This window comes from Coprococcus sp. RTP21428st1_C9_RTP21428_210409 (assembly GCF_040227395.1).
Lineage (GTDB): Bacteria > Bacillota > Clostridia > Lachnospirales > Lachnospiraceae > Coprococcus > Coprococcus aceti.
Map to the genome: position 1 here is coordinate 44684 of NZ_JBEHVV010000010.1, position 14826 is coordinate 59509.

The 14826-nt window shown below is 42.4% G+C and carries 13 protein-coding genes; all 13 read right to left on the bottom strand.

Features of this window, described 5'->3' with window-relative positions; translation table 11 throughout:
• Window positions 1-74: 74 nt before the first annotated feature.
• Complete coding sequence (locus ABUA34_RS03665; protein ID WP_022216291.1) at window positions 75-416, bottom strand: PI-PLC domain-containing protein; 342 nt, start codon at window positions 414-416, stop codon at window positions 75-77.
• A 117-nt stretch (window positions 417-533) separates the two neighbouring features.
• A complete protein-coding gene (locus ABUA34_RS03670; protein WP_349822852.1) occupies window positions 534-1523 on the bottom strand; it encodes a sensor histidine kinase in 990 nt (329 codons plus the stop codon).
• 278 nt (window positions 1524-1801) lie between these two features.
• Complete coding sequence (locus tag ABUA34_RS03675) at window positions 1802-2536, bottom strand: LytR/AlgR family response regulator transcription factor (RefSeq protein WP_015533629.1); 735 nt, start codon at window positions 2534-2536, stop codon at window positions 1802-1804.
• A gap of 115 nt (window positions 2537-2651) precedes the next feature.
• Window positions 2652-4295, bottom strand: a complete 1644-nt coding sequence (locus tag ABUA34_RS03680; RefSeq protein WP_349822853.1) for an InlB B-repeat-containing protein — start codon at window positions 4293-4295, stop codon at window positions 2652-2654.
• A gap of 197 nt (window positions 4296-4492) precedes the next feature.
• Entirely contained in the window at window positions 4493-7252 is a 2760-nt protein-coding gene (locus ABUA34_RS03685; RefSeq protein ID WP_349822854.1) for a fibronectin type III domain-containing protein, read from the bottom strand.
• 31 nt (window positions 7253-7283) lie between these two features.
• Window positions 7284-8579 carry a zinc ribbon domain-containing protein gene (locus ABUA34_RS03690; RefSeq protein ID WP_349822855.1) on the bottom strand — a complete coding sequence of 432 codons (1296 nt, stop codon included), beginning with the start codon at window positions 8577-8579 and terminating at the stop codon, window positions 7284-7286.
• A 15-nt stretch (window positions 8580-8594) separates the two neighbouring features.
• Entirely contained in the window at window positions 8595-9119 is a 525-nt protein-coding gene (locus ABUA34_RS03695; protein WP_349093307.1) for a DUF3592 domain-containing protein, read from the bottom strand.
• A gap of 100 nt (window positions 9120-9219) precedes the next feature.
• The gene (locus ABUA34_RS03700; RefSeq protein WP_015533622.1) at window positions 9220-9867 is read right to left on the bottom strand and encodes a TM2 domain-containing protein; all 648 of its coding nucleotides are present in this window, start codon (window positions 9865-9867) and stop codon (window positions 9220-9222) included.
• Window positions 9868-9937: 70 nt separating this feature from the next.
• Window positions 9938-10732: a hypothetical protein gene (locus ABUA34_RS03705; RefSeq protein WP_349822856.1), complete on the bottom strand. Its 795-nt coding sequence runs from the start codon at window positions 10730-10732 to the stop codon at window positions 9938-9940.
• Window positions 10733-10902: 170 nt separating this feature from the next.
• Window positions 10903-11532 carry a DNA-binding response regulator gene (locus ABUA34_RS03710; RefSeq protein ID WP_015533620.1) on the bottom strand — a complete coding sequence of 210 codons (630 nt, stop codon included), beginning with the start codon at window positions 11530-11532 and terminating at the stop codon, window positions 10903-10905.
• A 76-nt stretch (window positions 11533-11608) separates the two neighbouring features.
• On the bottom strand, window positions 11609-12862 hold the full coding sequence (locus ABUA34_RS03715; protein WP_349822857.1) for an ATP-binding protein: 1254 nt from the start codon (window positions 12860-12862) through the stop codon (window positions 11609-11611).
• Window positions 12859-14568, bottom strand: a complete 1710-nt coding sequence (locus ABUA34_RS03720; RefSeq protein WP_349822858.1) for a histidine kinase N-terminal 7TM domain-containing protein — start codon at window positions 14566-14568, stop codon at window positions 12859-12861. Before ABUA34_RS03720 ends, ABUA34_RS03715 begins: the two co-directional genes overlap by 4 nt.
• Window positions 14558-14826 (bottom strand): diguanylate cyclase domain-containing protein (locus tag ABUA34_RS03725; protein ID WP_349822859.1); only part of this gene is annotated, 269 nt, incomplete at its 5' end. The genes ABUA34_RS03725 and ABUA34_RS03720, both read right to left, overlap by 11 nt.

The following is a 14826-nucleotide window of genomic DNA, read 5'->3' on the forward strand; positions in this document are numbered from 1 at the left end:
ATTAAAAAAGGGCAGGCACTCCAATGTGCCCGCCCCTCTGGTATGCAGTCTTCACCACATGATCTAATAATAAACTATTTTGAAATTTCTTCCTTAACCTGAGCAACCCACTCATCAACCGTACCATACCAGTCGATCATTTCCTGAAGCTTTTCTTCCTCAACATCATCATCGCTCTCTAAGATCTGTTTATGCTCATTGAGCACACCGGCCATGTCGACCATTGTATCAACCAAATCCTGATCATAAGCCTGTGGATTTTCGTTGATAATGTTTGCAACCTCATTAAAAGATGTACTTGTCTTATTGAACGCATCAATCGCAGGCTGCTTATCTGCACCGCCGCATGCCACCAGAGACATTCCCATCATCATGGTCATTATGAGAACCATCAGTTTTTTCATTGTCTTTTTCATAATAATATCCTCCTCTTTATTGCAATCACATAATCTGAGTATATTTTATTATGTATTTGCAATCAGTGAGGTCTAAATGCACGAATCGTACCAAAAATGTATCGAATCGACACTCTTTTACAATGACAGTCTGAGCGTAAACTTGCCATCCTTTTCCGCAAAGCTGAAAACCCCACCGTAACGCTGCACGATCGCACATATGCTCTGAACGCCTATACCATGTCCTTCCATATCAGACACAGGTATTCCATTTTGAAACTTTATGGGAGCTTTACAGTCATTTACCACCTGTAAAAAAAGGTGTTTATTTCTTTCATAAAAATTCACATCAATCTCGCATGATCTTCCCTCTGCAGCCAAAGGCACACATGCATGCAAGGCATTTTCCAAGGCATTAGACAAGAGCACACACAGATCACTTTCCGACACAGTAAAATCTGCGGGAATTGCACATTGTATCTTTATTTCAATTTCTTTCTTCCTGGCTCTACCCGCAAATGAAGATAGGATCAGATTCACTGCCTCATTTTCACAGTATATTTGGACCTTCTGCGCCTCAATCTCCTTACATATTCCCGATATATAAGCCTGCACCTGTTCAACTTCACCATTTTCTATACATGTAGACACATACTGCAGGTGATGACGCATATCATGGCGATACTGTCTGGTCAATGTCTGCGACTCACGCAAACTGCTGATTTCCCTCACCGCCTGACTTAACTGCAGATCCAGATTATTCCGGATCAGCTTCATCTCATTCTGCATCTGTTCCTTTTTGGAGTTATATAAGAGAAAGGCCAGATATGCAACACAGCATACAAAAGGCATAAATTCCGCTACAACGTAACTGCCACTCAAAAGAAGGTTCGTATACACTATTGTAAAATAGTCAAATACATAATATAGCGCCGGTATGATTCCAAACTGCCATTGCTCCCTGAGACTTTTATCTGACAATCCTCTGACTGCAGGTGACACAAAATGAAGCAGAAGCAGCAATGCAGGGATTGTAACCACAAGTTCTGTAATATCCTGCATCATCTGCCTTCCCGAAAATGCAGCAACTGTGGCAAGTGCAACCCATCTTCTAAGTTCGCAGCACAAGTATGCCGCCTGTACAGAAAAAACAGACCACAGCAATTTTCCTGTCAACATCCAGAGAACAATGACCAATGGAAGATGCACCGCCAACGGATAAATATGTCTTACAAAATCAGCGCCCTTGCTGAAATATAATATGCTCTGTATCAGAGGGAGTAAAACCATGCATCCTATGAAAATGAGTTTTCTTTTCCTAGTGGACAGCGCATTACAAAAAGACGCTGATAATATTCCCCCAAAAAAGCTCACAGCCATATTGTTAAGGAGCGAAATATATAGGCTCATATCATTACCTGCCTGTTCTGGAACGCATATTCAAGGAATGCATCCTTTACTTCATTGTATTTTCCCCGTGGAACCGGTATTTCCGCAAGACTAGACATGGTAATCCCCCTAAATGTTATGTTTTGCACATATTCCAGATTTACCAGATAAGAACGGTGAGGTCTGTGAAAAAAAGGATACGTGGAAAGCTGCTTTACAAGCTCATCCATGCTGCCGGCGCTTTCCAGTACTTTTCCTGTATTCAGGTGAAATATAAGGGTGCGGTGAATGACTTCGCAATATTCCAGGGCTTTTATATCTATACGGGTGATTCCACTCTTACATCGCAGAATGAGGCTGGTCTCCGCCTCCTTTTTACAGGCTGCAAGCACAGAATCAAGCAAACGAAAAAAGCTCTCTGCCCAGATGGGCTTTAATTGATAATAGTATGCGCCTATAACGTAAGACTGCACCGCAAACTCAGAGGACGAAGTGACAAATATGATCTTGACGTTTTTATCGTATTTTCGTATCTCCGTTGCCGCTTCAATTCCATTCTCTCCCGGCATCAAGACATCCATAAACAGGATATCATATCTGTTTCCCTTCTCTATTTCCGCCACCAGGTCAAAAGGATGATTAAAAATATTGTATTCTATTTTGCAGTCTCTCTCCGCACAATACTGTTCCATAAGTCTTTGCATCTCAGCAAGCACAGAAACATCATCATCACAAAACGCAATTTTTGCCATAATCCCCTTTATGCCTCCTTGGCGCCAAATACTTTCTCCAGCACTCATTATCGCACATTTTCCACAATTCGACAACAAAGGGGCTATTCATCGTTTTGCATCGATTTATACGAATTTATTTTCTCACCCACCTGGCATAGAGTTTCCTGCTGCCGGTGCTGCCGGCTGCAATCTTCGTAACCTTTTTCTTGAATTTTGGATCGCTGTACCACCCCTTAAATGTGTAGCCTTTTCTGACCGGATTCTTCAAGACGATAGTCCTAGACGCGACGGTATAACCGACTGGATTGGACCGGCTGTTTTTCCCCTTGCCAAGCCTGTACTGGATCTTGTACTTTACCAGCTTCCACCTTGCGTATAATGTCTGATTCCTGGTGGTCCTCACAACCGAGCTGCTGCCGATCCTGCTGCCGCCACTCTTTGCTGTGTACCAGCCTGCAAATGTATATCCCCTTCTGGTAGGTGTCGGCAGTGTTCCGTAAGTTTTTCCACAAATGACAGTCTTACTTCCAGAACTCACACGCCCTCCATTTGGAGCAAATACTATTCTCACGCGCTTTACTGTGTCCGTATATTTTGCAGTAAAAGAAAGCTTGGTGGATGTCCCTGCCACACGCAATGCAACCTTTTTACTTCCCGCCTTCCACGTCATCTGATTTAAGGCATATGCTATAATCCCATTTTGAATACCCGAAATGCTCGGCGGATATGACGCATTGTCAGTGCTAACTTCGAATTTGGTTTTACCTGCATTGAGATTTTTCTGAATCCTCTCAGCGTAGGCTCGCGCCCACTTTGCGGCATCTCCGTTTCTGACAAAGTAGTTGTCTGCCAGGCTTGTGGAACGTGTGCCATAACCGCTTGCCGTATAAATCTGATCATGACCGGTGTGTGCCAACGCCATGAGTTCATCCGTCAGTCCAAAATACAAATGCGTTTGATCAAAGTTATAATAATTGTCTTTTGTATCATCCCATGTACAGTCCACCTGATACCATTTGCCATCCAGCTTCATGGCATTCCAGGTATGTCCATCATAGGTATCCCTTGTCTCAGCATTTGTTATGCCGGCTGCAGTAAGCAGTTTCGAATAGGCGCTCTCATATGCTTGACATGTGCCCAGCTTTCGTGTCAGTGCACTCTCCGCCGAAGACCATTTCAGGGAATGATCGTAATCAAGTTGCTGCAACAGCCAGTCATGCAGCCACAATGCCTTTTCATAGTCCGAACCATCAGTCTCCTTGCTGCACTTTTTTACCGCAGCATTCACAATGTCATCCACGCTCGGATAAGCCTTGTCAGATACCTGTATATTTGTGCTCACACGCATATAATAGACACCTGACGTCTTGTCCATTACATAAAACCTGAAGTTATAGACTCCCGAAGCAGTCATTGTGAATTCAAAGTCGTGAGATTCACACTCATCTGTATATTGAATCCACGCTCCGCGGCTTGGATCCGCCACGGATTCAAAACTATACTCACCCGGATTGGAATAACTCGGTGCATCCATTCTAAACAAATACCGGCCACTGCCACCATCCGCCGAAACGTGGAATGTTGTATCCTCTCCTAATTTGGGTTCGTTCCATTCAACCTTTAATGCGACACCTTTTTGAGAATCACTTTCAGCACTGTACTTATATTCTGTAACTCCCTCTTGGGGATTTGTTGATGAACCAGAAGATTCTTCCTGCGCATAGCCTATCACACGAATCGTCGATACACCTGTCATCACCAGTATTAATGTCAACATAAATGTTGCAAATTTCCTTTTTATCATAAGCAGTACCTTGAACCTTTCTTAATGTCAAAATAACATCACTACATATCAATCTCTTAATATATCTAGCATAACAGAAACACCGTTTTTTTGCCACAAAAAAACCCCGCTGCAGAGTATTTCTGCTTCGGGGTTTTGCGGTTATCTGTTGACCGGTTCAGATAACACCATTACTTGATTTTTGCGCTTATAAGCTTGCTGTAATCAGAAGCCACAACAGCCTTTCCGGCCTTCTTGTTGGCAACAACCTTGAAGTAGTAGGTCTTGCCGCTTGAAAGCTTTTTGATGTCTGCGCTGTTTTTGATAACAGTGAGCTTTTTGAAGCCGCTGTTTTTCTTTGTGCTGTAATACACCGTATAGCTGTTTGCACTCTTAACCTTTGTCCAGCTGACGGTTGCCATTTTCTTTCCTGCTTTGACCTTGACCGAAGTCGGCGCAGAAAGCTTTGTTGCGGTCAGAAGCTCCTTTGAAACGAGAGAAAGAACCTTTTTGCCATCAATCTTCTTATAGGCTTTGACAACAATCTTGTACTCCGTACCCTTTGAAAGCTTTTTAAATGTGTGTGAGAGCTTCGTTGTATCAGCTCTATTGACAAGCTTTTTGCCCTTGTAAAGGTATACTCTGTATCCGCTTACACCGGCAACCTTTTTCCATGAAGCCGTGATTGAGTTTGTGGTCTGCTTAACGCTGATCGTGCTCGTCGCGGCGGGAAGAATGTTGAAGCTCAGCTTTTTGCTGCCGCTGTAATTGCCCTTGAAGGTAACGGTTACTGTTGCCTTGCCGATATTTTTGTTTTTGCTGTAAGCAACGGTGTAATCTGTTCCATTCTTAAGCGTTTTTTTGTTTGCATCCTTAACGATGACCGAAGGCTTCTGAACCTTTCCGTTATATGTATACGCCGACTTTTTCAGCGAAACTGACTTAATTCTCGCTATCGAAATTGTTGGTTCTATCGTACTGCAAACAGTGCACTTCTTGGTAATCTTGCCATTTGAGGTAAGAGTAGCCTTGACAACAGACTTGGAGTACTTATGACCAAGAGCCTTGACTTTGGTCTGAGCGACTATAACGGTGTTACAAACTGAACAGTGCTTACCTTTGGTGAGACCTGTCTTTGTGCAGGTTGCTTTAATTTCGTTATCTATAACCGCATTATGTTCCTTACAGGATATGTTAACTATGCAGTCTTGACTTTCTGAATTAGTTATATACGGTGTAACATCGTAGGTTTTGTCTTTTTCAAGTCTGACTTCGGTAACTTTTCCTTTATCGTTACTAGAGACGGATTCACTAAGCCGGTTATTCTCAACAAGGTTTACTTCTGTTCCCTGAATATTTTCGCTGCCGAGATTTGACGAAGTTATGGTGATAAGATAAACCTTCGTTTCCGTCGGAGTAAAGAAGTAAGCGGTTATGTTTTTACAGGAATTGTCACCGTAACCTATTTTGGTCGGGTTAACATATTGCTTGCAGCTTTGGCAGTATGTGCCATTACATACAAGGCTCTGGTGCTGCTTCGGAATGACTTTCTGAATTGCATACTCACAGCCAGTGTGTTTGCAGTGTCTGGATTCCCTTCCATCTTTGTCGCAGGTTGCCGGCCAGTCAACCGTATAGGTGTCGCTCAAATCGTGTCCAAGTGCTGGCAGTTCGGTGTAACCCTCATAATATTTGCAGCCGAAGCACTCATAGCCGACCGTTCTTCCCTTTCTGATGCATGTTGCCTCTTTAGCAGCGAGAGTTCTGCCAAACTGATGCTCCTGGAAGCTTTCAAGAGCATCACACTTTTTACAGTACTTGTAGTGACCAAGAAGTGATATCCTTTCCTCTAATTCAGGCTCAGAATCGTGACAGGAGGAGATAATTTTTATATCCGCATCCAACTTAACAAAGTCAGGCCAGGTATTGTATGCCCTGGTACCGTTGTGCATAATAACATAGTTCGGCTTTTCCAGAGATTGTGATAGAACTATGTCATAGAAATGAGGAGGCTGGCCACCGTAATAGATTGAATTTACATTTCCCTTTTGTCCAATATAACAGCCGCCAAGCCTTACTTTTCTGCTGGATGGGGTGTTTTGGAAATATATTGTGCTGAACGGCTGTTCATTAAGAAGCTGATTTGAAATTACTTCTATTTCTGAGTTTCCTGTTATTGTAACATTGCCCTGCGGCTCCGGTCCGTATGAATATATACAAGACGGGACGCGTGCATTATTCTGAATAAGAGTACCGGTGATATAGAGATTGTTTATATCATAGAAGGAAATAACGTGGTGCCTGTTCTTATCGTTTATATAAGTGTCACTTCCGGATTGTGCTGTAAGAGTGAGATTATAGTTGATAAACTTCCCTGCTTTTCCAAGAATATTCACATCTGCGTTTGGGTTATTCACAGCGATCATTGAAGTTTCGTTGGCTGTTGAGTTAAAGATTATCTGTCCGCCGGACTGGGTTGTGGTAATTGTGAAGTCGGTGTTTGCCTTGGAACCCGAAAAAACCACAAACAGATCCCTTGTCTCCTCGTCTGAACGAATATCAGTTGTAACTTTCAGGGTTTTTCCGTTCAAGTCAAGGGTGATTTTTCCGGGATAGCTAACTGTGATTTCGGAATACCACTCCTGCTCATCCTGATAGCTCCAATCGCTCGGAACTTGCTCTTCGTAATCTATGTTATTTTTGAGAACAACAAGCTTATCGGGTGGGTTTGTCTCGTTTGAGGTGGCTTCAAGAGCTTTTTCTAGCTCAGCAAAGTTGGTTACATAGGTTGTGTTTTCGTCAACCGAATGATTGTCCGCTGCCGAAACAGTAAATACTGATGCCTCGAGCATCAGTATGACTAATGTTACGACAGTCAAAAGTTTTTTCTTTTTGTTCATAGATTTCCCTCCTTTTAAAATTAATAATATGTAAATGTTTCCCTCTTTCACCCTAATCGGCATTGCAGGATTTTAACAGGATTCAGCTTTTTATTTTCCACTTTTCGCTATCTCCGTGAAGGCTATAACCACAATAAGAACAGCATCCGTTTTCATCTGGCAAGAATGTTGCTCCGCAGCTCGGACATTCCTTTTCAACAAAAAATTCACCGTCAGACTTTCTTTTTTCTGGATATCTAGCCCTTTGCATGGTCAGTTTCTTTTTGAATTTTTTTGTAAACGGTTTCTTATTTTCAGGAAGAAAGGTTTTTGTTCCATAAACTTCAGACTTAACCGTTGTTATTTCATCTGTGTTAGAGACTTTTAAAAGCTTGATCGTGCCGATACTGAAATCAAGCAGATCATTGTCATTTTCGTTTTTGCTAAAGTATTCGTTTAAGCAGGATCTGAGGTAGTTCTCTGAATATCCTACGATCTTTTTCGCTAAATTGTCTTGTTTAACTTTTCCACAAATAATAGGTGTAACAATCGTTCCAAAAGCAAGAATCGCTGCACCGACGCCGGCTGCAAGGGAAATCTCCGTATCCTCGATCAAGTATAAGCATGGAAAGACACTTAAGAAAAGTATGAAACCGGACAATAGAAGCTGTAAAAATCTTTTCATATTTGTACTGATCGTTTCATAAATCTCAAACGATTCGGTCTGCCAATCGTAAAACTCGTTTTTTATAACGGCGCCGCAATATTCACAGGTAACCTGCTGACTGTTCAGCTTGACTCTTGCACCGCATGATGGGCAGGTTATTCTCAACATATCGTGATAATAGCTTTTCTTATTCTCTTTTTTGTCTGTGCGGCGAACGTGTCTCGACTGAAGTATTCGGAGATATGAATTTTTACGGTATATCTCATGCTGAACCCTGTTGCCTTGCATTGACTCGAAACGCTCCAGGGTGCTGCACTTCAAAACCGATTCCCGCCATTCTCTGCCATCATCGTTCCATGTTTCAAAGTTATTTTTAGGAATGGGAACAACATCCGTGACGTAAATTTTGCGGCATAGCTTATTCTTATTAAGTACGTCGATCTGACTGACGATTTTTTTTCGAAAAGCCAGGTCCATTCTTGCCGTAAGAAGCTTTTGATCCGCTTTTCCAAGCGGAATCAGTACTCTTTCAAATGCTTTTCTTATATCCTTTCGGATTTTCGAATCCTGTAGAGGAGTTTCCCTTTTTGCCAGCAATCTTTCCAGCTTAGCTTTTTTCAAATTCTTGGGAAGATATTCCGAAAAATCCATTACAAGTATACTTTTACCGATATAGAATGTACATAATATAGCAAAAGAGGCTGCAATGCACAGCGATACTGATAAATCCATAAAATCACCTCTGATTTATTCCTTGCTGACCACTTCATTTTCGCTCTGCTTTTTCCGTTTGTCTTTTACAATGTCACATATCATTATAACAACGAGGAACAAGCCAAAAGGGATCGCCGCGCAATAGAGAAGGAAATCAACGGGATTCCCCTCCGGGGAAAGCTTGTAATTTCCTTTTGTAGTTTTATAGACCTCTACTTTTATTGTATCGCCTTTTCTCAATTTATCGTATGCATATCCTTTTGCGATATCTCTTGGCCAAACACGTTCTTCGCACTTTCCTTTATAGGTCTTTCCGTCAATTTCATACGAAATTTTGAATTTATATGTTGTATAATCTACATCGCCATTGTCATCCTTACTATCGTAGGTTGAAAAGTCAACAATAACAGCGGAAACTTTCCGTATATCAGTTGAGGCTGCATATTCTTTCTTTTCAATTCTGCTTGTGACAATTCCGAATACACCCAAAACCATCGATGCTATGCCGGCGACCATAATAAATATGGTCATTTTGATGTGCTCTTTTCTTTTACTCATAACAAGTTCTCCTTTCGCAATCAGGACTGTGCCCGAAAGAGTTCAGGCACAGTTCCCAATTTTAAGCCATATTTGTCTAAAGGCTGTCAAGAAGTCCTGTCTATTTTTTTTGAATAGGATTTCCGTCTTTGTCAGTGAATTTGCCGGTAATGATCTTTATCAGATCAACAAGTACACCGATTCCAAAAACGCCGGCGGTAAAAAGATAGAGAATGCCTGATCCTACTTTGCCCACATAGAAACGGTGGCCACCAACTCCGCCGAGGAAAAGGCAGAGAAGAAGGGCTACAAGCCAATCCTTTTCCGTCTGTCCACTGCCGTTTACACCAACGGGTGCTACATAATCTTCAACCTGCTCGCCGTTGAGTATCTTTTTAACATTTTCGGTCACCTCATCAAGATACTCACCTCTTTGAATAGGAAGATTAGCTACTCCGCTTACACCTTTTTGAATTACGCTGTTTTTGTCAACTCGCATACCATTGACGGTTGTTGTGTTCTCCTGGATGTTTGCCATGACTTTAATTTTGTTGCCATCCTTAACAAAGACCCAGACCGTAACGTCTAGGTTCGGTTCTTTCTCAAAGGAAATGCGCTTTCCTGGGATGCCCCCTTTGATTTTGAAAGGCATTTTAAAAGCCGATGCATGTGTGCTAAGCTTTTCATATACATCTTCAATTGTGGTTGTATAAGAGAGTTCAAACTCTCTCGGGGCTGTTGCAGCTGCCATTGATTTAATATCTACCATATTTTTTCCCTCCTTTTTTTCTTTTTCCCTTTTTTATTTTATTATTCCGTGCTTTAACTCACACGGTAGATTACGGTCGTCCCTCAATTTCATCAATCTGGCCCGTATACTGTACACTCATACCCATGCTTATGTAGTATTGCACCTCCTGAGACTCCAAAAGGATTTCCCTTGCTATTGCTACATTCTTATCCTCGGACTCACCGCTGCCGCCATAATCGGAATATATTGAAAAATCATAGTAATTTCCGTCAACAAGCTGCCCATCCATTCCTGACAGCATCGGGAATACCGAAAAAGAGTCGTTTCCTTTTTTAAAGCTCAGCGATACATTTGAATGTATTTCACTTTCATTGCAGCGCAGTAAAAAATAATCAATTCCATTTCCGTTGTAATTATAGAGTGTATTGTCGGTATTTACAGAATATTCACCATTATCAGTTATTTCCGCCCGATAAACAGACACACTGTATTTTGTATCGGCAATAACTACCGCATAAAGCTCCGCACCACCCACATTGACAAGGGGCGCGCCGCAGAGAAAATCACATTTATCCGCATACTGACTGTCTTTTACGAAATTTAGGATTCCTTCCTCATCAGCCTCGTAACCGACATAACCGATATAGGCAATTCCAACCGATTCTTTATTGTCAAGAATTGTGTTTTGAAGTCTTGATAAATCTGTGTCTTTTTGTACCGATGCTTCTGTGGTTGCTTCTGTGGTCGCCTCTGTGGTTGTGGCGGTTGTTTTATCTTCGGTCAGATTAGAATCCTCTGACGGTTTTGCCACACATCCAGAAACCAAGGCTGGCATAATTAAAACCATCAACAGGGTCATAATGTATTTGTTATATTTCAACATTCATTGCTCCCCCTTTCTACTACAACTATAGTCTTACACATTTTATTGTACGGATTTTTTGAGGTCTGTCACTGGCACAAGTGCCAGTGACAGAAAAAACTATTTTCAAACTTTTTTGACTTTGGGACACAAAAACCCCTTGACCGTGTCAGTCAAGGGGTTCATTTACTCTATTCGTCTTTTAAAGTGGTCACCATGAGCTTGTTCTCAATAGCTGTCACAACCAACGCTTCTCGATTCTCAAATCTACCTTTTTCAACCATATCGTCTAAGTTCCAGCGCACACCGTTTTTGGAGATGCCCAGTTTATCGGCAATCTCCTGATATGTAAAGCCCTTTATGTATAAGCGGAGAATATCAAGCTGTCGGGGCGAGAATGTATCGGACATTGTGCCTTCCATTTCAATTGCAGGAGAGGTGTCAGGAAATACTTTTTCGCCTGCAAGGGTACGCCTTATCACACTTATCAGCTCCTCTGTGCCGTGGTCTTTATACCACAGGCTGTCTGCTGCACCTGTCTTTGCTCGTTCCAATACCTGCGGGTCGACAAGTGAGGTTACAATCACTATTTTGATATTCGGAAAAGCCTTTTTTATACGTTTTGCGGCGGCAAGACCGGAGTGCTTGTGCTGTGTTTGTACATCCATAAGAATAAGTTGTATTGAGCTATTGCAGTTTCTCTCTGCCTCAAAAGCGTCACGATATACGCCGACAAGGCGAAAAATTTCGTTTGATTTCAGCCGCTCGGCAAAATGCTTTTGAATATATAAATCATCTTCAACCAGTATTGTATTTATCATATATCGTTCTCCTTTTATTGAACATCAGCTCATTAATAATCGTATTTGGCGAGAGCTGGTGCTGCATGTCAGGTTTTCATATAAAACTTGACGCATCCTTTGGAATGATAAGCAGCAATTCAAATCGTGGTTTATATACAGTGTGCATTTCTCCACCGGCAGATTCTATGCTGTGGCGAATCGACGAGAGTCCGCTGCCCTCCTTAATAGGGCCCGACGGTGCAGCGCCATTGTTCGTTATCGTAATATCAAACACATCCTTTCGCCCATTTACGCTGATATATACCTCATTGCCTCCGGCATGCCTGATACAATTTGTTACACATTCTTTTGCAGCGACAACGGTAAGCTCTTCGGCAAGTGAATCGGCCGGAAGGCATCCATCCATCATCACCGTTACACCGAGGATTTCCGCTGTCTGAACAACCTCTTCCATCGTTCCGCTGGCTGTCACTCGATCACTTGTAAGCACTGCGGTTGCTTCCTGTAAAGCCTCAAGCTTTTTGTCAGTGTTTTCGTCGCTTTCCATTATATCACGAATTGTCAGCAAGCTTCTTCCGATTGTGTCATGAATATGTATTTTCAGGTCAAGAATTTCTTTTTCTTTTATATCATCGGCCATTCGTTCATACATTTTTTGGAGCTTTCGATTGACCTCTTTCAGCTCATTGTTAATAGCAGTTTGACGAACGTTGCCATTATAAAGTTCAGTGACATTATGCGCTGTCATTTGAAGCCAGTTTTCATCATTGTCAACGGCTATATTCTGCTTGCGGAATTGCCAAACTGTCTTATCGGGCAGTATGTAACAATCTCCGTTAGCGATAATACTTTTATCGGGGTGCTCCAACGCTTTTTCAAGATCGTCGGTAATCTGAAACTCATGCCCGCTCAGTGCAAACGACAGACGGCGCATACGGTCATTGCAAAGGACAATACGCCCGTTCGGATCGGCAAAGCACACCCCCATAGGCAGCTTGTCTGTGGCATCTTTAACGGAAAATGGAGATAGCATGTTCTTTCGGCGGCGATACTCTCTCGTCATAGCAAAGGCAAAATGAACAACAACAACGAAAATTACTGTAATGAAAATCAGCCAAGGCGCATCTAATAAAAATACATCCTTGCCATTGAACGGATCCCCCTGTGTTACCGAGAACAAAAGCGTAAGCAAAAACGCAAAAATCACAAGACTCGGTAAATTATCATGCAATTTTGAACGATGCGAAAGTTGATATATAAAAAGTCCCAATTCAAGCACAGCTTCCACAAACAGCAGAAGTGGTATTAAGGTCTGCAAAAAGACCGGAAGTGAAGAAAAGGCACTCATACGGCGGCACCTCCCTCAATAATAAATACAAGATGCTGGTAGCCTGCGTCATCGTCCATTTCATAAAGAACGTTACCTTTATTTAAAAAGATCGACAGGTCGGCTTCGCAACAGACATTCAGCGACAGCCGCAATCCGTTTATATTTGCGAGGCTTATCTGCACACTTGTTAAATTTTCAAGATCTGCTTCTATTACTTCCTCATAAAAATCTAATATCGCAGCAGCATTTTTGCCCGAAAGCGTGGAAAGTTCACTGTCCACATACAGAGTATTGCGTACATTTAAAAGCTTTAATGTCTGTAACGATTCGGAAAAAGCTCTCTCAAGCTCGCTGACTGCAACCTTACAATCTCTGTCGGCAAGCAGGGTCAGATGCTTACGGCGTTTGATATAACTGCATAAAACGGCAATCTCGGCAAGTAGCATTTTAACTCTGTCTGTATCAGATTTTGAGATTCGGCGGTATTCCTGTGTCAATGCCGAAATGCGGTTGATCTGTTTTTGTGTTGCCGACTGCAATAGATCGAACAGTCGGTTTTGCTCCTCCACCTTGCGGCGTTTCGACTCCCGCCTGTATTCATAGCGAAGAATCTCATTTCTTTCGGCAAGCTCTTCCGCAAGACATTCTGATTCTTCCTTAATGGCAAGCAGCGCCGACACATCCTCTGTCCATACCGCATAACCGCCGCCGATGGGCATAGTATGTACGGTCAGCCCACCGTCTACTGTGACAGGAGCTTTCTCGGCTTTTCTCATTGTTTCCTTTGATATAGGTTCAATATTCAACGCTGCATAGCGAATGTTGAAGTCTCTGTCAGTAATTTCTGCCGATGTGCCGACAGATGAGGCAAAAAGATCTGCGTAACGGCTGTTTGAATGAATATATCCGCAGGCAATGCAAGCCTCGAAACCGAGCATATACATAAGACTTTGAAATGCCGTAACGTCACCGAATAAATGTTTCAGCCATGGCGTACCAACATAGTTCAATGCAAGATAAGCCAGCGATATCGCAAATGGAATTACGGGCAAATAACGATGCTTACCGTTCTTTAACCTGCATTTAAAGAGCATAAAAATAAGTGCTGCTACGGCACAAAACACCTGCCATGCGATCACGGCAAAATAGCACACACCGTAGCCATGATCTGCATCAGACCAGACATCCGCATCTTTAGGGAATGTGAAAACTAATTGATGTAGATCATTCGTAAGCACTAGAATAAGCAAAACTCCCGAAACGGCAGACAATAGCCAGACAGATTTTGGCAGTTTATATTCATCGGGCTTGCCCAGAGACATTGCGATCAGCAGTGCAAGCATGGGTACAAACAGCATTGGCAGATAGAATAGATACCACTGGTATCTTATTGCAACCGGCTGCCAGAATATAAAGTATTTTGCTGAGCGAAAGGTAAACCACAAAATCAAAAGCACCGAAACGCCTACCAGATATTGTCCGACCTGTTTCTGCACGATACGTTGGCGGATTGAAATTCCCCAGGCGGCATAAAGCCCGATATAAATGAAACTACGCAGATAAGAAAACAGAGTAGGATAGAAACTTCCTCTTCCAATAAGTCGAAAAGAATATGCCAAAATTACGGCAAACAAGATCAGACTCATAGGAAGCAAAGGTTCTTTGTGGAGTTTTTTGTGAAGATCTTTATGAAGTATGTTGAAGATATACGATCTACTCCCCATGCCTCTTCACCTCAATCCTGCCTCTTCCACTCTCCTTAACATCATAGAGGGCGTTATCCGCCTCCTCATACATCTCGTTGAATGTCAGTTCAGTTCTTGCGATCACCGCACCCATGGAGATTCCTGTTCCTCCCTCTGTGGCCTTCACAGTCAGGTTCACCTTGTCAAATATCTGCTGGGCACGTTCCCTTATCACGTCATCAGACACACTCTTGTTGAAGAACAGCATGGCTGCAAATTCATCACCGCCCATACGGC

Excerpts from the sequence above, each read along its gene's own strand:
- ABUA34_RS03675 (WP_015533629.1), bottom strand. The coding sequence starts at position 2,536 with ATGGCAAAAATTGCGTTTTGTGATGATGATGTTTCTGTGCTTGCTGAG.
- ABUA34_RS03695 (WP_349093307.1), bottom strand. The coding sequence starts at position 9,119 with ATGAGTAAAAGAAAAGAGCACATCAAAATGACCATATTTATTATGGTC.
- ABUA34_RS03710 (WP_015533620.1), bottom strand. The coding sequence starts at position 11,532 with ATGATAAATACAATACTGGTTGAAGATGATTTATATATTCAAAAGCAT.
- ABUA34_RS03705 (WP_349822856.1), bottom strand. The coding sequence starts at position 10,732 with ATGTTGAAATATAACAAATACATTATGACCCTGTTGATGGTTTTAATT.
- ABUA34_RS03720 (WP_349822858.1), bottom strand. The coding sequence starts at position 14,568 with ATGGGGAGTAGATCGTATATCTTCAACATACTTCATAAAGATCTTCAC.
- ABUA34_RS03690 (WP_349822855.1), bottom strand. The coding sequence starts at position 8,579 with ATGGATTTATCAGTATCGCTGTGCATTGCAGCCTCTTTTGCTATATTA.
- ABUA34_RS03715 (WP_349822857.1), bottom strand. The coding sequence starts at position 12,862 with ATGAGTGCCTTTTCTTCACTTCCGGTCTTTTTGCAGACCTTAATACCA.
- ABUA34_RS03680 (WP_349822853.1), bottom strand. The coding sequence starts at position 4,295 with ATGTTGACATTAATACTGGTGATGACAGGTGTATCGACGATTCGTGTG.
- ABUA34_RS03700 (WP_015533622.1), bottom strand. The coding sequence starts at position 9,867 with ATGGTAGATATTAAATCAATGGCAGCTGCAACAGCCCCGAGAGAGTTT.
- ABUA34_RS03665 (WP_022216291.1), bottom strand. The coding sequence starts at position 416 with ATGAAAAAGACAATGAAAAAACTGATGGTTCTCATAATGACCATGATG.